The organism is Lelliottia sp. 489 (assembly GCF_050435885.1).
In the GTDB taxonomy this organism is placed as follows: Bacteria; Pseudomonadota; Gammaproteobacteria; order Enterobacterales; family Enterobacteriaceae; genus Enterobacter; species Enterobacter nimipressuralis.
In genome coordinates, this window is sequence record NZ_JBNDLC010000007.1 from 182,389 (window position 1) to 202,742 (window position 20,354).

The window sequence follows — 20,354 nt, forward strand, 5'->3', positions numbered from 1 at the left end:
TCTTACATCATCACCACGTCAAACTGCTGCTGGTTATAGAGTGGTTCGATTTGTACTTTTACCTGTTTGCCGACAAAGATTTCCACTTCCGCCAGCGCGTGCGACTCTTCGCCTTTCAGTGCTTCTGCCACCGCAGGGGAAGCATAGACCAGAAAACGGTCGGAGTCGTAGGCGTGATGGACGCGGACAATTTCACGCATGATTTCGTAGCACACCGTCTCCACGGACTTTACCGTGCCGCGTCCGTGGCAGGTTGGGCATTCGTTGCACAGCACATGTTCAACGCTTTCGCGCGTGCGCTTGCGGGTCATCTCCACCAGGCCGAGCTGAGAGAAACCGTTGATACTGGTTTTCACCCGATCTTTGCTTAGCGCCTGCTCCAGAGAGTGCAGCACGCGGCGGCGGTGATCTTCATTATTCATATCGATAAAATCGATGATGATAATGCCGCCAAGATTGCGCAGACGCAGCTGACGCGCGATGGCCTGCGTCGCTTCGATGTTGGTGTTAAAGATGGTGTCGTCGAGATTGCGGTGACCGACAAATGCCCCCGTGTTGATATCCACTGTGGTCATCGCTTCCGTCTGATCGATGATCAGATAGCCGCCGGATTTCAGCTCCACTTTGCGCTCCAGCGCGCGCTGGATTTCGTTCTCGACGTCAAAGAGATCAAAGATCGGCTGGCGGCCGGTGTAATGCTCCAGCAGGCCAGGCATCTCTGGGATGTATTCGGCGGTGAATTCCAGCAGCGCGTCGTAGGTCAGACGCGAATCCACGCGGATGCGATCGAGCTGCGCATCAGCGAAATCGCGCAACACGCGCTGGGCCAGTGCCAGCTCGCCGTACAGTTGATAGCGGGTCTGGTTGCGTTTTTTACGCTCCATGACTTTGGTCCAGACGCGTTTCAGGTACGCCGCATCGGAGGCCAGATCGTCTTCGCTGATCCCTTCTGCCGCGGTACGGATAATAAAACCGCCCTGCTCGTCGCAGTAAGCGCCAACCACCTTTTTCAGGCGTTCGCGCTCGCTTTCACTTTCGATACGCTGAGAAACGCCGACGTGTGAAGCGCCCGGCATAAAGACCAGGTAGCGAGAAGGTAAAGTGATGTCGGTCGTCAGACGGGCGCCTTTGGTACCGAGGGGATCTTTCACCACCTGGACCATCAAATCCTGCCCCTGGCGAACCAGCTCGGAGATGTCGCGAACGGTAAACTGCTTTTGCTCTTCACCCGCGACACATTCGGTGTGCGGCATGATATCCGAGGCGTGCAAGAACGCTGCTTTATCAAGGCCAATATCTACAAATGCCGCCTGCATACCCGGTAGTACACGACTGACACGACCTTTGTAGATATTGCCTACTATTCCGCGTCGCGCTTCGCGCTCAATATGAATTTCCTGAAGAATGCCGCCATCAATATAGGCCACTCGGGTTTCCGATGGCGTTACGTTTACCAACAATTCAGCCGTCATAATTATCCCTTCCCTCACGCAGTGAGTTAAAATTGCTCAGCAACTCATACGTTTCCACCAGCGGTAAGCCGACTACGGCGTGATAGCTGCCATTAATCTTCCTGACGAAACAGCCACCCAGCCCCTGAATACCGTATGCACCTGCTTTATCCATAGGTTCACCGCTGGCGATATAACCGGCGATTTCCTCATCGGTAAGCACTCTGAACGTGACATCCGTGACCACCAGACAATCCAGCACCTGCTGGCTGTCTGCCAGTGCAACCGCCGTCATCACCTGATGCGTTTGTCCGGATAATTTGCGCAGCATTTGCGCCGCATGTTCACCGTCACGCGGTTTCTCGAGCACTTCACCGTTGAGAATCACGATGGTATCTGCCCCCAGCACCGGCAAATCACGCGGGGTTTGCGCCACACCAGCCAAGGCTTTTTCCCGGGCCAGACGAGACACATACTGCTGCGCGCTTTCGCCATCGCCCCGTTTTTCTTCAATACCGGTGACGATACGTTCAAAAGAGACACCCAGTTGAGTGAGTAACTCCTGACGACGCGGGGAACCAGAGGCAAGAAATAAAGACGTCATAGAAACCTTTTATTGCACGGCAAACTGCTGGCGAACTTTACGCATCAGCAGGAACAGCCACGGCCAGAGCACACCGTTTACTACACTACTCCAGAACACTTCCGGTCGGAAAGAGACGTTGATCACTAAAAACTCAGCCCAGAAAACAATGATATCCGCGGCGAGGGATAACAACATCACCACCAACGCCTGTTGCCAGAGCGCGAGGTTACGGAAAAGCTGGAATTTCAGTGCGACGAGGTACGCAATAATACTCATCGACAGGGCGCGCACGCCGAGCGTTGAGCCACTGATGAGATCCAGTATGGCACCCATCACAAAACCCGTGCCCACATTTACGCGGTGCGGCAGGGCGAGGGTCCAGTAGAGTAAAATGAGCAGCACCCAGTTTGGCCGGAAAACGAGAATGTCGTCCGGCCAGGGCATGACTTGCAGTAATAACGCGATGAAGAACGAGAGCCAGATTACCCAGCGTCCCTGGCTACGATAGCTCGCCACTACTGCCCTCCCGAGGAGATTTGTGGCGGCAGCGGTGCATCCGGAGGAGGCTGCGTTAAACCCGTAGCAGGTGCAGGCACTGGCGCAGGCGGCCCCATGGAATCCGGCGCAGGCAGAACCTGCGGCATCATCTGCATTAAGCGTTCATTGGCCACGCGATGCACCTCTTCTGGCGTCATCGGGTTGATACCATTACGATCGGCGCCCCACAGTAACAGCAAATAGCGCAGACGCTGTAAGCCCGCAGTTGGACGAGCCTGAATCACCGTATACGCACGTTGCGTATCCAGTTTCACCGACGAGACAACCGCCACCGGGTAACCTTCAGGGAAACGCCCGCCGAGACCGGAGGTGACCAGAACATCCCCCACACGAATATCGGTGTTGGCTGGCAGATGCTCCAGCTGCAAATCGTCCGTACAGCCGTTACCGGCCGCAATAATACGGATATCATTACGCAGTACCTGAATCGGCAGCGCATGGGTGGCATCACAGATCAATAAAACGCGGCTGGTGAGCTTAGCAACAGCAACCACCTGGCCCACAACGCCTTTATCACTGATGACCGGCTGGCCTTCGTAAACACCGTTCACGCTGCCTTTGTCGATGACCACCTGATCGCTGTACGGATCGTTAACGGTGGAGATCACCTGAGTCACCATTTTCTGCTCGTCCTGACGCAGCGGCGATCCCAGCAGCTCACGCAGACGGGCGTTTTCCTGGCGATACTGACCCAGCATCAGCAGCTCGCTGTTTTTCAGCAGCAATTCCTGGCGCAATGCACGGTTTTCAAGCTCGAGTTGGTCGCGTGATGACAAGGTTTGAGAAACACTGTCGAGTAATTCACGGGGACCATTTGATACAAAGTAGAAAGGACTGACGGCGGTATCCATGTATGTTCGGATCTGGCTGAACATACCGAGGCGGCTATCGGCGATGATGACTCCAAGCGCTACCAGCACCCCCAGGATCAGGCGAAACTGCAGCGACGGGCCACGGCTAAAAATTGGCTTCATAGGCTATGCGTATTCTCGTGTCAGAGAGAAAGGGTAGCCTTCGCTACCCTCTCAAACCGACTACTCTTCGCTGAACAAGTCGCCGCCGTGCATGTCGATCATTTCCAGCGCCTTGCCGCCACCACGGGCTACGCAAGTCAGTGGATCTTCTGCAACTACGACAGGAATACCTGTCTCTTCCATTAACAGGCGGTCGAGGTTACGCAGCAGCGCGCCACCACCGGTCAGAACCATACCGCGCTCTGAGATGTCGGAAGCCAGTTCTGGTGGGCACTGTTCCAGCGCAACCATCACCGCGCTCACGATACCGGTCAGCGGCTCTTGCAGCGCTTCGAGGATTTCGTTGGAGTTCAGGGTAAAGCCACGCGGAACGCCTTCAGCCAGGTTACGGCCACGAACTTCGATTTCGCGGACTTCGTCGCCAGGGTAAGCAGAACCGATCTCGTGCTTAATACGCTCTGCGGTGGCTTCACCGATCAGAGAGCCGTAGTTACGGCGCACATAATTAATGATGGCTTCATCAAAACGGTCACCGCCGATACGCACGGAAGAGGAGTAAACCACACCGTTCAGAGAGATGACGGCCACTTCAGTGGTACCACCACCGATATCCACCACCATGGAACCTGTTGCTTCAGAAACCGGCAGACCCGCACCAATTGCAGCAGCCATCGGCTCTTCGATCAGGAAGACTTCGCGCGCACCTGCGCCCTGAGCGGATTCACGGATCGCACGGCGTTCAACCTGAGTTGCACCGACTGGCACACAGACCAGCACGCGCGGACTTGGGCGCATGAAGCTGTTGCTGTGAACCTGCTTGATGAAGTGCTGAAGCATTTTTTCAGTCACGAAGAAGTCAGCGATAACGCCGTCTTTCATTGGGCGGATCGCGGCGATGTTGCCAGGGGTACGACCCAGCATCTGCTTCGCATCGTGTCCTACGGCTGCCACGCTTTTCGGGGAGCCGGCACGATCCTGACGAATGGCCACAACGGAAGGCTCATTCAATACGATGCCTTGTCCTTTTACATAAATCAGGGTATTCGCGGTACCCAGGTCAATGGACAGGTCATTGGAAAACATGCCACGAAATTTTTTCAACATACTAAGGGATAATCCTGAAAGCTGGGGCGGAAAAATTAAAATCCGCTTACTTTACCAACCACACGTAGCAGCGACAAGGCGCAAAAATCATCTGCTACGGTGAAAATTAGTGCAGCACGTTTCCTTATGTTACAAATTTATTTCCTGACTCCATCAGGGCTGAGTTAACAGCTGCGTCACTCGCTTTCATTTGTAACCCGTCCAGGTAAACGACTGGCGTTTTGCTCGTCATACTCAAAGCTACAGGCGCGATATTCTACGTGAAAACAAATTAAACGGCAGGTCAAACAGAGTATCTTTGCAAATATTTTTTCACATTGCTGTCAAGCGGCTGAGAGGTAGCAATAAAATCCCCCTGACCACCCGCGACACCGCGCTCCGTCAACATCTGCCATTCGCTGCGTGAACGTATGCCAGTGGCGAAGACTTGCGTTTGCGTTCCCTTGCACGCTTCCACCAGACTCTGTACCAGCAGCTGGTTTTCCGTGCGCTTTTCAATATTCCTGACCAGCCCCGGATGCAGCTTTAACAGCTCCACATCCAGCTCCTTGATCCAACTGGTACTGACCAGCGTTAAACCCGCCTGAGTGACTGCCACGCGAGCACCGAGTGCATTCATCAAACGGACGACCGGCTGTAAACGGCTGATATGTTGACAAACATCTGCCTCTGCAAGTTCAAAAATAATACGTTTCCGCTGCGATTTTTCACATTGCATCAGCACATCACGCAGCCAGCGCTGAAAACGCGGGCGAATCAGCGATTCTACCGTTACCTGTAATGCCAGATTTTCCTCCGGCCAGAAAGATAAAAATGGAATAAGACGCGTAATTTGCTGCCGGTCGTACTCTTCCGACAGACCAAACTGCAGCACCATCGGCAGATATTCGGCGGAGACAACCTCTTCCGAGCCGTCGAAGATACGGCAAAGTAACTCGCGGTGATGCACCTGGCCGTTACGCAGCACGGCAGGTTTTTGATAAATTCGTGGCCCGCCGCGGCTCAGCATCTGTTCAATGAGCGTACGCCAGCGCACGTTGCCGCGCCCTTTTTCCGGCAGAGAATCATCGTAAACCGCCCAGCCATTCGCCCCCTGCAGCACCGCGTTACGCGTGGCCGCTTCGGCATGTTCCATCACCTGTTGAGTTTGCTGGCCGCCTCGCCAGGCGCAAATGCCGATATGAACCATGTCATCCCGGTCGAGCATTTTGGTTGGCGGCAGCGCATCGACCGCTTTCAGCAACTGACTGGCGATGCTTTCCGATTCTTTCAGCGTCCGGTGCGGCAGCAACACGGCAAAATCACTGCGGTGGTAGCGCGCCAGCAGCGCACCGGGATAACGCATAATAAAGGTCGATAACAAATTGATGAGCGTAAAGAGATGCTCTTCCGCCACCGAGCGGCCCCAGGTATCGCGTAACAGATCGAAATCGGGCAGACGGATAACCATCACCACCCCGTGAGTACCCACCTTTTCGGTATCTTCCAGCAGCGTGGCCAGTTGATTATCAAAGAAAAGGCGGTTATTCAGCCCGGTTTTATTGTCCTGGGCGGCGTAGGACCGAATCAGCGTATCCATACGGCTGCGCTGATCGCTGGCGAACTGGATTTCTGAAAGCAACACATCCAGCGCACTGCTGGTCCGCGACGGCCATTCATAAACAGACCCGCGCACCTTAGCACCTCGTTCACCGTTTAAAATACGTACAGATCGCGATTCCAGGAGTTCCTGTCCGGAAAGCTGGCGTCGAAGCCAGCGCACCGCCAGAAAAATCAGCACAACAATAAAACCCACCGCAACGGTGAGCGGTGCAGTGGTCATCAGCGAACGGAAATAGTTCGCCATCGGGTCCTGATAGACCAGCCTGATGGTCACACCTGGGCTTTTCAGGGAGTGAATCGTCATCTCGCGGTATTGTGCCAGCGTCCCGGCTGGGCGATAGCTGCTCTGACGCGCGTGGCTCAGGAGGACTTTGCTACCCTGTAGAATGTCGATGTGTACAATATCCACCGGCACCATCAGCTCATCCAGTTGCTGAGACAGCGCGGGCAATGTTGACGTGACCAGTCGCGAATCAATGACCGAAGCCACGGACTGCACGCGGTTGGTCAGTTTGTCCTGAATGGCATTATAAAAGCTTAGCGAGCACCCCATCAGGGTGACGAAGATAGTCAGCCCCGTCAGCAGCGTAATAAAAGCTGAAAATTTCGTCGTTAATCGCATCCTTGAGATCACTCCGTTGGTTGATGGGGAGGCAGTTAAAGTGCAAGTAAGTGCTAACTTGCGTTTAGCAGGGGGATACTACCAAACCTGGTCTATCTGGCAATTTATTGCGTTAAATCGGCATAGCGTTTCAATGAGCGAGTATAGTCTTCAGAAATTATTTTCCAATCATCATGCTTAGTGAGGACATCTGTATGCAGGCTTTGATCTTAGAACAGCAAGACGGCAAAACTCTGGCGTCGGTTCAATCCGTTGAGGAAAACCGTCTCCCGGAGGGGAACGTGACTGTGGATATCGACTGGTCCAGCCTGAACTATAAGGATGCTCTCGCCATCACGGGCACCGGGAAAATTATCCGCAATTTTCCGATGATTCCGGGAATTGATTTCGCAGGCCACGTGCATTCCAGCGAAGATCCGCGCTTTCACCCAGGACAGCAGGTGCTGTTGACCGGCTGGGGCGTGGGGGAAAACCACTGGGGCGGCCTCTCCACGCAGGCGCGCGTCAACGGCGACTGGCTGGTGCCGATGCCAAAAGGTCTCGATGGCCGCAAAGCGATGATCATCGGCACCGCCGGTTTCACCGCGATGCTGTGCGTGATGGCGCTGGAAGAGGCTGGCGTTCGCCCGGACTCCGGTGAAGTGGTCGTGACCGGCGCCAGCGGTGGCGTGGGCAGTACCGCAGTGACCCTGCTGCACAAACTCGGATATCAGGTTGCTGCTGTTACCGGGCGCGAAAGCACACATGATTACCTGCGTTCACTGGGCGCAAACCGTATTCTGGGACGCGAAGAGTTCAGCGAAACCCGTCCACTGGAAAAACAGGTCTGGGCGGGTGCGGTGGATACCGTGGGCGATAAAGTGCTGGCAAAACTGCTGGCACAGATGAATTACGGCGGATGCGTGGCGGCCTGCGGTCTGGCGGGTGGTTTTGCGCTGCCAACAACCGTGATGCCATTTATTTTACGTAATGTGCGTCTGCAGGGCGTGGATTCCGTGATGACGCCAGCGGCGCGCCGCACGCAGGCATGGGAACGTCTGGTGCGTGATTTGCCGGAGTCCTTCTTCAGCCAGAGCGCCACCGAAATTACGCTTGATCAGGCACCGGAGTATGCCGAAAAAATCATTAGCAACCATTTCCAGGGCCGGGCGCTGGTGAAAATTGCTTAATCTTCAAATTTTCGTGACATATTCGCGATAACCCGACTCCTCCGTCATGCTTAGAAAAATGCATGCCGGAGGATGCCATGAAAAACAGAAAACTGACGGAAGCCGATGTAACGGCCGAATCTGTCTTTATGCTACAGCGCCGCCAGATCCTGAAGATGCTCGGTATCAGCGCTACCGCCCTAACCCTCACCCCCAACGCCCATGCCGACCTGCTTGACTGGTTCAAGGGTAACGATCGTCCAAAAGCCCCCTCTGGCCAGCCGCTAACTTTTACCAAACCCGCACAGTGGCAGAATAAACTCGCGCTGACGCCGGAAGATAAAGTGACGGGCTATAACAATTTCTATGAGTTTGGCCTCGATAAAGCCGATCCCGCCGCCAATGCCGGGAGCATGAAAACCGATCCCTGGACCTTCAAAATTGAGGGCGAAGTCGCCAAACCGCTCACTTTTGACCATCACGATCTCACGACCCGTTTCCCCCTTGAGGAGCGCATTTACCGGATGCGTTGCGTTGAGGCGTGGTCGATGGTGGTGCCGTGGATCGGTTTCCCGCTGCACAAACTGCTGGCGATGGCCGAGCCCACTAGCGATGCCAAATATGTCGCTTTCCAGACGCTTTACTCACCAGAGCAAATGCCAGGGCAAAAAGACCGCTTTATCGGTGGCGGGCTGGAGTATCCGTATGTTGAAGGGCTGCGCCTCGACGAGGCCATGCATCCGCTGACGCTGCTGACCGTCGGGGTATATGGCAAAGCGCTGCCGCCGCAAAACGGTGCCCCCATCCGTTTAACGGTGCCATGGAAATATGGCTTTAAAGGGATTAAATCGATTGTCAGCATTAAGCTCACCAAAGAGCGCCCGCCGACCACCTGGAACCTTGCCGCGCCGGGCGAATATGGCTTTTTCGCGAACGTTAACCCGCACGTCGATCATCCGCGCTGGTCGCAAGCGACCGAGCGCTTTATCGGTTCCGGCGGCGCGCTGGACGTGAAACGCCAGCCAACGCTGCTGTTCAATGGCTATGCCGACGAAGTGGCCTCACTCTATCGCGGGCTGGACTTGCGGGAGAATTTTTAAGTGCGCTTAACCGTAAAACAGATCACCTGGCTAAAAGTGCTGTTGCATCTGGCCGGTTTGCTTCCTTTTATATGGCTGTTCTGGGCAGCCAGTCAGGGCTATTTCAGCGCCGATCCGGCCAAAGATATTCAACACTTTACCGGTAGGATGGCTCTGAAATTTTTGCTGGCAACCTTGCTGGTTTCCCCACTGGCGCGCTACGCTAAACAGCCATTATTGATACGAACACGACGCCTTTTGGGGCTATGGTGTTTTGCCTGGGCGACGGTCCATCTCACCAGCTACACGTTGCTGGAGCTGGGCATTAATAATCTGGCATTGTTAGGCAGCGAGCTGGTATCGCGTCCGTATCTGACGTTAGGGATTATCAGCTGGGTGATTTTACTGGCGCTGACGCTCACGTCGACGCAGTACGCACAGCGAAAACTGGGTCGACGCTGGCAACTTTTGCATAACTTCGTCTATCTTGTGGCGATCCTGGCCCCGATACATTATCTGTGGTCGGTGAAGATTTTATCCCCTCAGCCTATTATCTACGCGCTGCTGGCTCTGGCGCTGCTGATATGGCGCTACAAGAAGTTCCGCCAGTGGTGGCGATAGTTCGCGAAACTGTGCGTATTCCCGCAGATTACTTATCAACCGCGCTTCTTTTATCAATTGCGGTTGATAATCTTCCCTGATAAGACCAGTATTTAGCTGCTAAATGCTACGAAATCGTTATAATGTGCGACCTTGGTTTTCCTGGAGGGGTTTTTCATCCCCTGAAAGGGTGACAATTGCGCATCGAAGGTATATTTTGTTTTTTACCCGAGAATCGCAGGAGATAGCGGCACAATGACTGGAAAGTTGCACATCTTAGTTTTGAACGGACCGAACCTGAACATGCTCGGTACCCGCGAACCCGAGAAGTACGGCACGCTGACATTAAGCGAAATTGTTAACCGTCTTGGGACGGAAGCAGCTGCGCTTAACGTGAGTCTTGACCATTTTCAGTCTAATGCGGAGTACGCACTCATCGACCGTATTCATCAGGCTAAAGACACTGTGGACTATATCCTGATTAATCCGGCCGCGTTTACGCACACCAGTGTTGCTATCCGCGACGCACTGCTTGCGGTAAGCATCCCGTTTATCGAGATCCACCTGAGCAATGTGCATGCCCGAGAGCCGTTCCGCCACCATTCGTATCTGTCGGATATCGCTGCTGGCGTTATCTGCGGACTGGGTGCTGACGGTTATTCATACGCTTTACAGACAGCGGTAAAACGCCTGTCACAATCACACTAAACAAGAGTACGGAACCCACTCATGGATATTCGTAAGATTAAAAAACTGATCGAGCTGGTTGAAGAATCAGGCATCTCCGAACTGGAAATTTCTGAAGGCGAAGAGTCTGTACGCATCAGCCGTGCAGCGCCAGCCGCTAGCTTCCCGGTCATGCAGCAGGCTTATGCTGCACCTGTGATGCAGCAGCAGCCTGCTCTGTCTAACGCAGTTGCCCCGGCAGCAGAAGCGCCGGCTGCAGCAGCCGCAGAAATCAGTGGTCACATCGTACGTTCCCCGATGGTTGGTACTTTCTACCGCACGCCAAGCCCGGACGCTAAAGCGTTCTGCGAAGTGGGTCAGAAAGTCAATGCAGGCGATACCCTGTGTATCGTTGAAGCCATGAAAATGATGAACCAGATCGAAGCCGACAAGTCAGGCGTTGTTAAAGCGATTCTGGTCGAAAGTGGTCAGCCGGTAGAATTTGACGAGCCGCTGGTCGTCATCGAGTAACGAGGCGAACATGCTGGATAAAATTGTCATCGCCAACCGTGGCGAGATTGCACTGCGTATCCTTCGTGCCTGTAAAGAACTGGGCATCAAGACCGTCGCTGTGCACTCAAGCGCGGATCGCGATTTAAAACACGTATTACTGGCGGATGAGACGGTCTGTATTGGCCCGGCTCCGTCCGTAAAAAGTTATCTGAATATCCCGGCAATCATCAGCGCCGCTGAAATCACCGGCGCGGTGGCAATCCATCCGGGTTATGGCTTCCTCTCTGAGAACGCCAACTTTGCTGAGCAGGTTGAGCGCTCTGGCTTTATCTTTATCGGCCCGAAAGCTGACACTATTCGCCTGATGGGCGACAAAGTGTCCGCAATCACCGCCATGAAGAAAGCAGGCGTTCCAACGGTACCAGGCTCCGACGGCCCTCTGGGCGACGATATGGATGCTAACCGTGCACATGCTAAACGCATTGGCTATCCGGTTATCATCAAAGCGTCCGGCGGCGGCGGCGGTCGTGGTATGCGCGTTGTACGCAGCGATGCAGACCTGGCACAATCCATCTCCATGACCAAAGCTGAAGCGAAAGCTGCGTTCAGCAATGACATGGTTTACATGGAAAAATACCTGGAAAACCCACGCCACATCGAAATTCAGGTGCTGGCTGACGGTCAGGGTAACGCAATCTATCTGGCTGAACGTGACTGCTCCATGCAGCGTCGTCACCAGAAAGTCGTCGAAGAAGCACCAGCACCGGGCATTACTCCGGAACTGCGTCGCTACATCGGTGAGCGTTGCGCCAAGGCGTGTGTCGATATCGGCTATCGCGGTGCAGGTACGTTCGAATTCCTGTTCGAAAACGGCGAGTTCTATTTCATCGAAATGAACACCCGTATTCAGGTTGAACACCCGGTTACCGAAATGATTACCGGCGTTGACCTGATCAAAGAGCAGCTGCGTATCGCTGCGGGTCAACCGCTGTCCATTAAGCAGGAAGAAGTTGTGGTGAAAGGCCATGCGGTCGAGTGCCGTATTAACGCCGAAGACCCGAACACCTTCCTGCCGAGCCCGGGTAAAATCACGCGTTTCCACGCGCCGGGTGGCTTTGGTGTGCGTTGGGAATCTCATATCTACGCGGGCTACACTGTACCGCCGTACTATGACTCAATGATCGGCAAACTGATCTGCTACGGCGAAAACCGTGACGTGGCGATTGCCCGCATGAAGAACGCCCTGCAGGAACTGATCATCGACGGTATCAAAACCAACGTTGATCTGCAGGTTCGTATCATGAACGACGAGAACTTCCAGAATGGTGGAACGAACATCCACTATCTGGAGAAAAAACTCGGCCTTCACGAAAAGTAAGACCGCATACGCGTTAAAAGGCCGGATATTCCGGCCTTTTTTATTTCTGGGGATCGCCTGTGTCCCATCATGTACAATCCCCGCTTTCTTCATCCACAAGGGACTTAAAATGGACAAGCGTTTTGTTCAAGCCCATAAAGAAGCGCGCTGGGCGCTGTGGCTGACCCTTCTCTATCTCGCTGCATGGTTAGTAACTGCTTACTTACCTGGTTCGGCTCCCGGAATTACCGGCCTGCCGCACTGGTTTGAAATGGCCTGTCTGCTGTTGCCTCTGGTATTTACGCTGCTGTGCTGGCTGATGGTGCGTTTTATCTTCCGCGATATCTCTCTGGAGGATAGCGATGCAAACTGAAATCATCGCCGTTCTGGTTATCTATCTCTTTATTGTGTTTGGCCTCTCCGCCTACGCCATGCGCAAGCGCAGCACCGGTTCGTTCCTCAGTGAATATTTCCTGGGAAGCCGCTCGATGGGCGGTTTTGTCCTGGCGATGACGCTGACCGCCACCTATGTCAGTGCCAGCTCATTTATCGGCGGGCCAGGTGCGGCGTACAAATATGGTCTCGGCTGGGTGCTGCTGGCGATGATTCAGGTGCCGACGATCTGGCTGTCGCTCGGGATTCTGGGCAAGAAATTCGCCATTCTCGCCCGACGCTATAACGCCATTACCCTCAATGATATGCTCCAGGCGCGGTATCAGAACCGGGCTGTAGTCTGGATCGCCAGCGTCAGTTTGCTGGTCGCCTTCGTCGGTGCGATCGCCGTGCAGTTTATTGGCGGCGCGCGGTTGCTGGAAACGGCGGCGGGAATCAAATATGAAAATGGCCTGTTGATCTTCGGAATTACCATCGCGCTCTATACCGCGTTTGGCGGCTTCCGTGCCAGCGTGCTGAATGACACCATGCAAGGCATGGTGATGCTGATTGGCACCCTGGTGCTGCTGGTTGGTGTGATCTATGCAGCGGGCGGTTTGCACAATGCCGTTGAAACCCTGGAGCAGATTGACCCTAAACTGGTCAGCCCGCACGGGGCCGACGATATTCTGACCCCGGCGTTTATGACCTCGTTCTGGGTACTGGTCTGCTTTGGCGTCATCGGTCTGCCCCACACGGCGGTGCGTTGTATCTCCTATAAAGACAGCAAAGCGGTGCATCGCGGGATTATAATCGGCACAATCGTGGTGTCGCTGTTAATGCTGGGAATGCATCTGGCGGGGGCTTTAGGCCGCGCCATTCTTCCGCATCTGACCGTGCCGGATCAGGTCATTCCGACATTAATGGTGCAGGTCTTGCCGCCATGGGCTGCCGGGCTGTTCCTTGCCGCGCCGATGGCAGCGATCATGTCGAACGTTAATGCGCACCTGCTGCAGGCCTCGGCAACAATCATCAAAGATCTGTGGCTCAGCGCGACGCCGACTAAAATGCGTAATGAGCATCGCCTGAAGCGCATTTCGACCTGGACCACGCTGGTACTCGGCATTCTGATGATGCTGGCCGCCTGGCGTCCACCGGAGATGATCATCTGGCTGAACCTGCTGGCATTCGGCGGGCTGGAAGCGGTGTTCCTGTGGCCGCTGGTGCTGGGCTTGTACTGGGAGCGCGCGAATGCTGCGGGCGCGCTGAGCGGGATGATTGTCGGTGGCGTACTCTACGCGGTACTCGCCACCTTTAAGATTCAGTACCTGGGCTTCCATCCGATTGTGCCTTCGTTACTGTTAAGTTTGCTGGCGTTTGTGGTGGGGAACCGTTTTGGTCAGCCCGTCCCACAGGCCGCCGTCATTTCTACTGATAAATAAAGAGTTTTGCCATGCCGTGGATCCAACTAAAACTGAACACAACCGGTGCCAATGCCGAAGAACTGAGCGACGCGTTAATGGAAGCGGGTTCAGTTTCCATTACTTTCCAGGACACGCATGACACGCCGGTGTTTGAGCCGCTGCCAGGCGAAACCCGTCTGTGGGGCGATACCGATGTCATTGGTCTGTTCGATGCCGAAACTGACATGAAAGAGGTCGTGGCGATCCTGGAAAATCACCCGCTGCTGGGCGTTGGGTTTGTGCATAAAATCGAGCAGCTGGAAGATAAAGACTGGGAGCGCGAGTGGATGGATAACTTCCACCCGATGCAGTTCGGTAAACGTCTGTGGATCTGCCCTAGCTGGCGCGATGTGCCTGACGCGAACGCCGTGAACGTAATGCTCGACCCGGGCCTGGCGTTTGGTACCGGCACCCACCCGACCACCTCCCTGTGCCTGCAATGGCTTGATGGGCTGGATCTGGAAGGCAAAACCGTGATCGACTTCGGTTGTGGCTCCGGGATCCTGGCGATTGCGGCACTGAAGCTGGGCGCTGCCAAAGCTATCGGGATCGACATCGATCCGCAGGCGATCCAGGCCAGCCGCGATAACGCGCAGCGCAATGGTGTTTCCGATCGTCTGGAGCTGTATCTACCGGATAGCCAGCCAGAGGTCATGAAAGCCGATGTGGTGGTCGCGAACATCCTGGCAGGCCCGTTACGTGAACTGGCACCGTTAATCAGCGTGCTGCCCGTTGAGGGCGGTCTGCTGGGTCTGTCCGGTATTCTGGCAAGCCAGGCTGAAAGCGTATGCGAAGCCTACGCCGATCTCTTTACTCTTGATCCTGTCGTCGAGAAAGAAGAGTGGTGCCGCATCACTGGCAGCAAAAAGTAATTCTGCCTTTCCGGCGTGGGTCTCTTCCCACGCCGTTTCTGCGCTCTCTCTCCCCCCAGCATTACAGTGGTTAGCCGGTGACATGTCAGCGGTGAAATGGGGCTTCTACACTTACCTGCATAAACTTCTGTCGAAGAACCACACCTGCTGGCGTCTTAAGCAACGTAGCTGAAGTTCACTCATACGAGCATCACGAAAATACCCATCCGGTACAGTCGCTCAACGGTCGCATTGCGGTTAAATTATGTTCTGCAGGTAAACTGCGATCATGTTCTAAAATGAGACGCAGATCGCAAAGAAGGCCGATAATCTGCTGCTTAAAACAGCAGATTATCCCGATTAAGTGATTCATTTATTCAGAAATGATGAGAAGTTACGGGAAATTGTAAGCGCCCATAAAATAACCGTAACGGCATAACGTAATGATTTAAATGATTAATAATTCCCTTCAACCCTGCTGAGCAGCAATTCCTTGATCTGTAACAGCGGATTGTTCAAAGTTTGGCCTTTCATCTCGTGCAAAAAATGCGTAATATACGCCGCCTTGCAGTCACAGTATGGTCATTTCTTAACTCATGCGCATCGGACACTACCAGCTTAGAAATCGCCTGATCGCAGCCCCTATGGCAGGTATTACTGACCGGCCTTTCAGGACGCTGTGCTACGAGATGGGAGCAGGATTAACCGTTTCCGAGATGATGTCGTCTAACCCGCAGGTTTGGGAAAGCGACAAGTCCCGTCTTCGGATGGTGCATATTGACGAGCCAGGTATTCGAACCGTGCAAATTGCCGGAAGCGATCCTGAAGAAATGGCGGAAGCCGCGCGTATTAACGTTGAAAGTGGCGCCCAAATTATTGATATCAATATGGGTTGCCCGGCAAAGAAGGTGAATCGCAAGCTGGCAGGTTCAGCTCTTCTGCAATACCCCGATCAGGTGAAGTCGATCTTGTTGGGGGTGGTTAACGCAGTGGACGTTCCCGTTACGCTGAAAATTCGCACTGGTTGGGCGCCGGAACACCGTAACTGTGTAGAAATTGCCCAACTGGCCGAAGACTGTGGTATCCAGGCCCTGACCATTCATGGACGCACTCGCGCCTGTTTGTTCAACGGCAATGCGGAATATGACAGCATTCGGGCAGTTAAGCAGAAAGTTTCCATTCCGATTATCGCGAATGGCGACATAACTGACCCGCTTAAAGCCAGGGCTGTGCTCGACTATACAGGGGCAGATGCTCTGATGATAGGACGTGCGGCTCAGGGAAGACCCTGGATCTTTCGGGAAATCCAGCATTATCTGGACACTGGAGAGTTGCTTGCTCCCCTGCCTCTGGCAGAGATTAAGCGCTTGCTTTGTTCGCATATTCGGGAACTGCATGACTTTTACGGTCAGGCAAAAGGGTACCGAATTGCGCGTAAACACGTATCCTGGTATCTCCAGGAGCACGCTCCAAATGACCAGTTTCGGCGCACATTCAACGCCATAGAGGATGCCAGCGTACAGCTGGAGGCGTTGGAGGCATACTTCGAAAATTTTGCGTAAACAGAAATAAAGAGCTGACAGAACTATGTTCGAACAACGCGTAAATTCTGACGTACTGACCGTTTCTACCGTTAACTCTCAGGATCAGGTAACTCAAAAACCCCTCCGTGACTCGGTAAAACAGGCACTGAAGAACTATTTTGCTCAACTGAATGGTCAAGATGTTAATGATCTGTATGAGCTGGTATTGGCTGAAGTTGAACAGCCACTGTTGGACATGGTGATGCAATACACCCGCGGTAACCAAACCCGCGCAGCCCTGATGATGGGTATCAACCGTGGTACTCTTCGTAAGAAGCTGAAAAAGTACGGCATGAACTAATTTCGATTAGCTAAATGCTTGTTTAAAAAGGCGCTACTCGGCATGGGGATGCGCCTTTTTTATTGCCGCAATCTGAACCGTCAAGGCTTTGTAAACCTTGCGTGACCCCGCTTTTAAACGCCCGCTTTTCGTGTATATTTCCCCCACCTCACTGGACCTCTTCTTGAACACGGAACGACACAATGATTCGTAAATACTGGTGGCTGGTTGTCTTTGCTGTCACGGTTTTCCTCTTTGATACACTGCTGATTCAGTGGATCGAATTGCTGAGCACCGAAACCGACAAGTGTCGCAATATGAATTCCGTGAATCCGCTTAAACTGGTGAACTGCTCAGAGCTGGAATAAGCTGCGAATATCATCAAAAAGCGCCTTATCACCTATTAAAAACGGGGATTTAAATCCCTTTTCGTCATTCCGTTCCGGTGATAATGTCACTGCCCTTTCAGGCGCTTTCGCATAACCTCTCACTGAGAATGAGTTAAACCCACCATGCTGGTTAGCCAATACAACCAAATCCTCGTTGTCGTCTCCTTCGTTGTTGCCATCCTTGCTGCCTATACCGCGCTCAACATGGCCGCACGCGTTGCGGGCAGCCAGGGTATCGCTGCACGCGTGTGGCTGGCGGGCGGCGGCGTGGCGATGGGAATCGGCGTGTGGGCAATGCATTTCATTGGCATGCTGGCGATGGATCTCTCCATGCGCATGAGCTATAGCCCGACGCTAACGGTGCTCTCAATGCTCATTGCTATCGGCTCGTCGATGTTTGCACTTTGGCTGGTCAGCGGCGAGCAGCTGCGGTTACGCCGTCTGCTGCCGGGCGCTTTAGTGATGGGCACAGGCATCGTGGCGATGCATTACACCGGTATGGCCGCGCTGGAAGTCACCCCAGGCATTATCTGGGACAAGACCTGGATTGCGATCTCGGTAGTGATTGCGCTGGCGGCCTCACTTGCGGCGCTGTGGCTGACCTTCCGGCTGCGCCATGAAGCCGCGCAGGTCGCGCTGATGCGCCTGGGTGCAGCGATAACGATGGGCATTGCCATCGCGGGTATGCACTACGCGGGAATGAAAGCGGCGCAATTCCCGCTCTCCACTGAGATGCATCACCACGGAATAAACGGCAGCTGGCTGGCCGTGCTGGTCAGCGTAGTTGCGCTCTCTATCCTTGGGATCACGTTGCTGGTGTCCATGCTCGATGCTCGCCTGCAGGCCCGAACCGCTCTGCTGGCCTCATCCCTGGCAGAAGCCAATCGTGAGCTGGCCCAACTGGCGCTTCACGATACGCTGACCCGTTTACCGAATCGCGTTTTGCTGGAAGACCGTCTCGATCAGGCAATCAGCAAGGCCGACCGCGAAGGGACCCATTTCGCACTGATGTTTATGGACCTGGATGGTTTTAAAGCGGTGAACGATGCCTATGGCCATGACACGGGTGATAAGCTATTAGTCGCAGTCACCGAGCGGCTGCTGCTTCCGCTGAAAGGCCAGTTCACCCTCGCCCGCATCGGCGGCGACGAGTTTGTTTTGCTCGCAGAAGTCGGTGGCCCGGATGATGCCGCTTCGCTTGCCAGTGCGCTGGTTCGCGCCATTGACAGCCCTTTCAACGTCGATCCTTATGAGCTGGTGGTGACCGTCAGTATCGGTATTGCACTCTATCCGCACGACGGAAAATCCGATCGTGAGCTGATGTTCAACGCTGACGCGGCGATGTATCACACCAAACATATGGGCCGTAACGGTTATCACTTTTTCCAGCCGTCGATGAACACACTGGCGCAGACGCATTTACAGCTGATGAACGATCTGTGGCTGGCGATCGATCGCGATGAGCTGCGCCTGCACTATCAGCCGAAATTCCACGCGCCGGCCGGGCCGATTCTGGGCTTTGAGGCCCTCCTGCGCTGGGAGCATCCGAAACAGGGGCTGCTGAGTCCCGACATGTTTCTGCCACTGGCCGAAAAGACCGGGCTTATCATCCCGATTGGAAACTGGGTGATCAACGAAGCCTGCCGTCAACTGCGCGAGTGGCACCTTCAGGGGCATAAGGCGTGGTCTATGGCAGTCAATCTGTCTACACTTCAATTCGAACAACCCACGCTGGTTAAAACCGTGCTCGACTGCCTGGCGCAGCACCATTTGCCGCCAGAATCATTGATTCTGGAAGTGACAGAAACCACCGCGATGCACAATCCGCAAGAGAGCGTCAGGATCTTAACGGAACTGACGAATGCAGGCGTGAAAGCCTCTATCGATGATTTTGGTACCGGCTATTCGAGCCTGCTCTATCTGAAGCAGCTTCCCGCCTGCGAGCTGAAAATCGATCGCGCATTTGTGAAAGATCTCAGCGGGAAAAGCGATGATGCCACTATCGTCTCCGCCATTGTCGCGCTGGCGAAAACGCTGAATCTGAAAGTGGTCGCTGAAGGCGTGGAAACGGAAGCCCAGCAGCAATTCCTCACCGAGCTTGGCTGTAATACGCTTCAGGGATATCTGTTAGGCAAACCTGTGACGGCGCAGACCGTCGAGGATCTGTGCAACAACGCCGATGAAGTCAAAAACTACCTGCCTTCATGAGGCAACAGAATAATTTTCCGGTAACGTGCGAGTCATATTGAGTGTCGCCAGAATATTGTCCACCAGCGCCGGAGCTTGCTGGTAAAGATTGAAATTCTCACTGTTCATTAACCAGTTTTTAATTAATCCGCTAAAAAAACCGTGAAAAACAATCAATGTCATATCGATATTTATAAGTGGAGAGATGATGCCATTCGCCATCCCTTTCTCCAGCAGCACGCGGACGTTTTCATAATTAAAACCAATGCGCTGACGAATTTCGCACTCTGATGTCATTTCATTATTAAATTCACATTTGTGATACAGAATTTGTAAGAGTGCACGCTGTCGGGGGCTTCGGGAAATATATTGCAACGCCGCGACAAACTTTTCGCGCAGAACACATAAAGGGTCGTCATTCCCTGACAAGGAAAGCTGATCATGAATTAAATCGCATAAGGGTATTTGCTGCTCCCAGACCGCATTGAAGATTTCCGCTTTGCTGGAGAAGTGCCAGTAAACCGCGCCACGGGTTACGCCTGCGGCATCTGCGATATCAGTCAGCGTGGTGCTCGCCACACCGCGCGTCGAAAACTGGGTAATGGCGGCTTCGATCAGCTGCTGTCTCGTTTTCTGTGCATCTTCTTTCGTTTTACGCGCCATCGCCTCTTACCCATTACCTGAACAGTTTGCCACGTAACCAGAAATACCTCGTCGCGGAAGTATTCCCTAACGGGGGATTTTATTCTGATCAAAAAAAGTCAATTGCGTTAATCAATAATTACAACGAATGAATTAAGATCATTAAATTCATAAACTATATAAGTAACGCTGGATGATATTTAAACCTGAGTGCTTCGCACCATTACTATATCGTTGATTCGCCACGCCAGACTCTGGTTTTTATCTGAATAACCTGTTCGCCGCACTTATAAATTAAAAAGCATCAACGTACCTCATTATGATGTG

20 protein-coding genes are annotated in these 20,354 nt (G+C 53.7%); 13 read left to right on the top strand and 7 right to left on the bottom strand.

What is annotated here, in order from left to right:
• Nucleotides 1-2: 2 nt before the first annotated feature.
• From rng to csrD, 6 genes are all read right to left on the bottom strand, one after another.
• Nucleotides 3-1,472 carry a ribonuclease G gene (rng, locus tag ABIE11_RS19005; RefSeq protein WP_100778688.1) on the bottom strand — a complete coding sequence of 490 codons (1,470 nt, stop codon included), beginning with the start codon at nt 1,470-1,472 and terminating at the stop codon, nt 3-5.
• Nucleotides 1,462-2,055: a Maf family protein gene (locus tag ABIE11_RS19010; protein WP_102105518.1), complete on the bottom strand. Its 594-nt coding sequence runs from the start codon at nt 2,053-2,055 to the stop codon at nt 1,462-1,464. Before ABIE11_RS19010 ends, rng begins: the two co-directional genes overlap by 11 nt.
• Before the next feature lie 9 nt (nt 2,056-2,064).
• Entirely contained in the window at nt 2,065-2,553 is a 489-nt protein-coding gene (mreD, locus tag ABIE11_RS19015) for a rod shape-determining protein MreD (protein ID WP_095283628.1), read from the bottom strand.
• Nucleotides 2,553-3,569: a rod shape-determining protein MreC gene (gene mreC / locus ABIE11_RS19020; RefSeq protein ID WP_100778686.1), complete on the bottom strand. Its 1,017-nt coding sequence runs from the start codon at nt 3,567-3,569 to the stop codon at nt 2,553-2,555. The genes mreD and mreC overlap by 1 nt, the downstream gene beginning before the upstream one ends.
• A 60-nt stretch (nt 3,570-3,629) precedes the next feature.
• Nucleotides 3,630-4,673, bottom strand: a complete 1,044-nt coding sequence (gene mreB / locus ABIE11_RS19025; RefSeq protein WP_000913396.1) for a rod shape-determining protein MreB — start codon at nt 4,671-4,673, stop codon at nt 3,630-3,632.
• A gap of 283 nt (nt 4,674-4,956) precedes the next feature.
• Nucleotides 4,957-6,897 carry an RNase E specificity factor CsrD gene (csrD, locus tag ABIE11_RS19030; RefSeq protein ID WP_102105519.1) on the bottom strand — a complete coding sequence of 647 codons (1,941 nt, stop codon included), beginning with the start codon at nt 6,895-6,897 and terminating at the stop codon, nt 4,957-4,959.
• Nucleotides 6,898-7,091: 194 nt separating this feature from the next.
• Here csrD and ABIE11_RS19035 point away from each other — a divergent pair, with 194 nt between their 5' ends.
• From ABIE11_RS19035 to ABIE11_RS19095, 13 genes are all read left to right on the top strand, one after another.
• A complete protein-coding gene (locus tag ABIE11_RS19035; RefSeq protein WP_129036306.1) occupies nt 7,092-8,066 on the top strand; it encodes an MDR family oxidoreductase in 975 nt (324 codons plus the stop codon).
• 77 nt (nt 8,067-8,143) lie between these two features.
• The gene (msrP, locus tag ABIE11_RS19040) at nt 8,144-9,145 is read left to right on the top strand and encodes a protein-methionine-sulfoxide reductase catalytic subunit MsrP (RefSeq protein WP_429185134.1); all 1,002 of its coding nucleotides are present in this window, start codon (nt 8,144-8,146) and stop codon (nt 9,143-9,145) included.
• A complete protein-coding gene (gene msrQ, locus ABIE11_RS19045) occupies nt 9,146-9,745 on the top strand; it encodes a protein-methionine-sulfoxide reductase heme-binding subunit MsrQ (RefSeq protein WP_100778682.1) in 600 nt (199 codons plus the stop codon).
• Nucleotides 9,746-9,979: 234 nt separating this feature from the next.
• Entirely contained in the window at nt 9,980-10,432 is a 453-nt protein-coding gene (gene aroQ, locus ABIE11_RS19050) for a type II 3-dehydroquinate dehydratase (protein ID WP_100778681.1), read from the top strand.
• A 21-nt stretch (nt 10,433-10,453) separates the two neighbouring features.
• Nucleotides 10,454-10,921 carry an acetyl-CoA carboxylase biotin carboxyl carrier protein gene (gene accB, locus ABIE11_RS19055; protein ID WP_100778680.1) on the top strand — a complete coding sequence of 156 codons (468 nt, stop codon included), beginning with the start codon at nt 10,454-10,456 and terminating at the stop codon, nt 10,919-10,921.
• Between the two features lie 10 nt (nt 10,922-10,931).
• Entirely contained in the window at nt 10,932-12,281 is a 1,350-nt protein-coding gene (gene accC / locus ABIE11_RS19060; RefSeq protein WP_100778679.1) for an acetyl-CoA carboxylase biotin carboxylase subunit, read from the top strand.
• 109 nt (nt 12,282-12,390) lie between these two features.
• Nucleotides 12,391-12,633, top strand: coding sequence for a YhdT family protein (locus tag ABIE11_RS19065; protein ID WP_102105524.1), 243 nt, complete (start codon nt 12,391-12,393; stop codon nt 12,631-12,633).
• The gene (gene panF / locus ABIE11_RS19070; protein ID WP_100778677.1) at nt 12,623-14,074 is read left to right on the top strand and encodes a sodium/pantothenate symporter; all 1,452 of its coding nucleotides are present in this window, start codon (nt 12,623-12,625) and stop codon (nt 14,072-14,074) included. The genes ABIE11_RS19065 and panF overlap by 11 nt, the downstream gene beginning before the upstream one ends.
• Nucleotides 14,075-14,085: 11 nt before the next feature.
• Nucleotides 14,086-14,967, top strand: coding sequence for a 50S ribosomal protein L11 methyltransferase (gene prmA, locus ABIE11_RS19075; protein ID WP_100778676.1), 882 nt, complete (start codon nt 14,086-14,088; stop codon nt 14,965-14,967).
• Nucleotides 14,968-15,542: 575 nt separating this feature from the next.
• Nucleotides 15,543-16,508: a tRNA dihydrouridine synthase DusB gene (dusB, locus tag ABIE11_RS19080; protein WP_100778675.1), complete on the top strand. Its 966-nt coding sequence runs from the start codon at nt 15,543-15,545 to the stop codon at nt 16,506-16,508.
• A 25-nt stretch (nt 16,509-16,533) separates the two neighbouring features.
• A complete protein-coding gene (gene fis / locus ABIE11_RS19085) occupies nt 16,534-16,830 on the top strand; it encodes a DNA-binding transcriptional regulator Fis (RefSeq protein ID WP_000462905.1) in 297 nt (98 codons plus the stop codon).
• A 182-nt stretch (nt 16,831-17,012) separates the two neighbouring features.
• Nucleotides 17,013-17,177 carry a DUF2556 family protein gene (locus ABIE11_RS19090; protein ID WP_100778674.1) on the top strand — a complete coding sequence of 55 codons (165 nt, stop codon included), beginning with the start codon at nt 17,013-17,015 and terminating at the stop codon, nt 17,175-17,177.
• Nucleotides 17,178-17,321: 144 nt separating this feature from the next.
• Entirely contained in the window at nt 17,322-19,406 is a 2,085-nt protein-coding gene (locus ABIE11_RS19095; protein ID WP_429185135.1) for a putative bifunctional diguanylate cyclase/phosphodiesterase, read from the top strand.
• Here the strand turns inward: ABIE11_RS19095 and envR are convergent.
• On the bottom strand, nt 19,401-20,048 hold the full coding sequence (gene envR / locus ABIE11_RS19100; RefSeq protein ID WP_429185137.1) for an acrEF/envCD operon transcriptional regulator: 648 nt from the start codon (nt 20,046-20,048) through the stop codon (nt 19,401-19,403). The genes ABIE11_RS19095 and envR overlap by 6 nt on opposite strands.
• Nucleotides 20,049-20,354 lie beyond the last annotated feature (306 nt).

Excerpts from the sequence above, each read along its gene's own strand:
- rng (WP_100778688.1), bottom strand. The coding sequence starts at position 1,472 with ATGACGGCTGAATTGTTGGTAAACGTAACGCCATCGGAAACCCGAGTG.
- ABIE11_RS19010 (WP_102105518.1), bottom strand. The coding sequence starts at position 2,055 with ATGACGTCTTTATTTCTTGCCTCTGGTTCCCCGCGTCGTCAGGAGTTA.
- mreC (WP_100778686.1), bottom strand. The coding sequence starts at position 3,569 with ATGAAGCCAATTTTTAGCCGTGGCCCGTCGCTGCAGTTTCGCCTGATC.
- mreB (WP_000913396.1), bottom strand. The coding sequence starts at position 4,673 with ATGTTGAAAAAATTTCGTGGCATGTTTTCCAATGACCTGTCCATTGAC.
- csrD (WP_102105519.1), bottom strand. The coding sequence starts at position 6,897 with ATGCGATTAACGACGAAATTTTCAGCTTTTATTACGCTGCTGACGGGG.
- ABIE11_RS19035 (WP_129036306.1), top strand. The coding sequence starts at position 7,092 with ATGCAGGCTTTGATCTTAGAACAGCAAGACGGCAAAACTCTGGCGTCG.
- msrP (WP_429185134.1), top strand. The coding sequence starts at position 8,144 with ATGAAAAACAGAAAACTGACGGAAGCCGATGTAACGGCCGAATCTGTC.
- aroQ (WP_100778681.1), top strand. The coding sequence starts at position 9,980 with ATGACTGGAAAGTTGCACATCTTAGTTTTGAACGGACCGAACCTGAAC.
- accB (WP_100778680.1), top strand. The coding sequence starts at position 10,454 with ATGGATATTCGTAAGATTAAAAAACTGATCGAGCTGGTTGAAGAATCA.
- accC (WP_100778679.1), top strand. The coding sequence starts at position 10,932 with ATGCTGGATAAAATTGTCATCGCCAACCGTGGCGAGATTGCACTGCGT.
- ABIE11_RS19065 (WP_102105524.1), top strand. The coding sequence starts at position 12,391 with ATGGACAAGCGTTTTGTTCAAGCCCATAAAGAAGCGCGCTGGGCGCTG.
- panF (WP_100778677.1), top strand. The coding sequence starts at position 12,623 with ATGCAAACTGAAATCATCGCCGTTCTGGTTATCTATCTCTTTATTGTG.
- prmA (WP_100778676.1), top strand. The coding sequence starts at position 14,086 with ATGCCGTGGATCCAACTAAAACTGAACACAACCGGTGCCAATGCCGAA.
- dusB (WP_100778675.1), top strand. The coding sequence starts at position 15,543 with ATGCGCATCGGACACTACCAGCTTAGAAATCGCCTGATCGCAGCCCCT.
- fis (WP_000462905.1), top strand. The coding sequence starts at position 16,534 with ATGTTCGAACAACGCGTAAATTCTGACGTACTGACCGTTTCTACCGTT.
- ABIE11_RS19090 (WP_100778674.1), top strand. The coding sequence starts at position 17,013 with ATGATTCGTAAATACTGGTGGCTGGTTGTCTTTGCTGTCACGGTTTTC.
- ABIE11_RS19095 (WP_429185135.1), top strand. The coding sequence starts at position 17,322 with ATGCTGGTTAGCCAATACAACCAAATCCTCGTTGTCGTCTCCTTCGTT.
- envR (WP_429185137.1), bottom strand. The coding sequence starts at position 20,048 with ATGGCGCGTAAAACGAAAGAAGATGCACAGAAAACGAGACAGCAGCTG.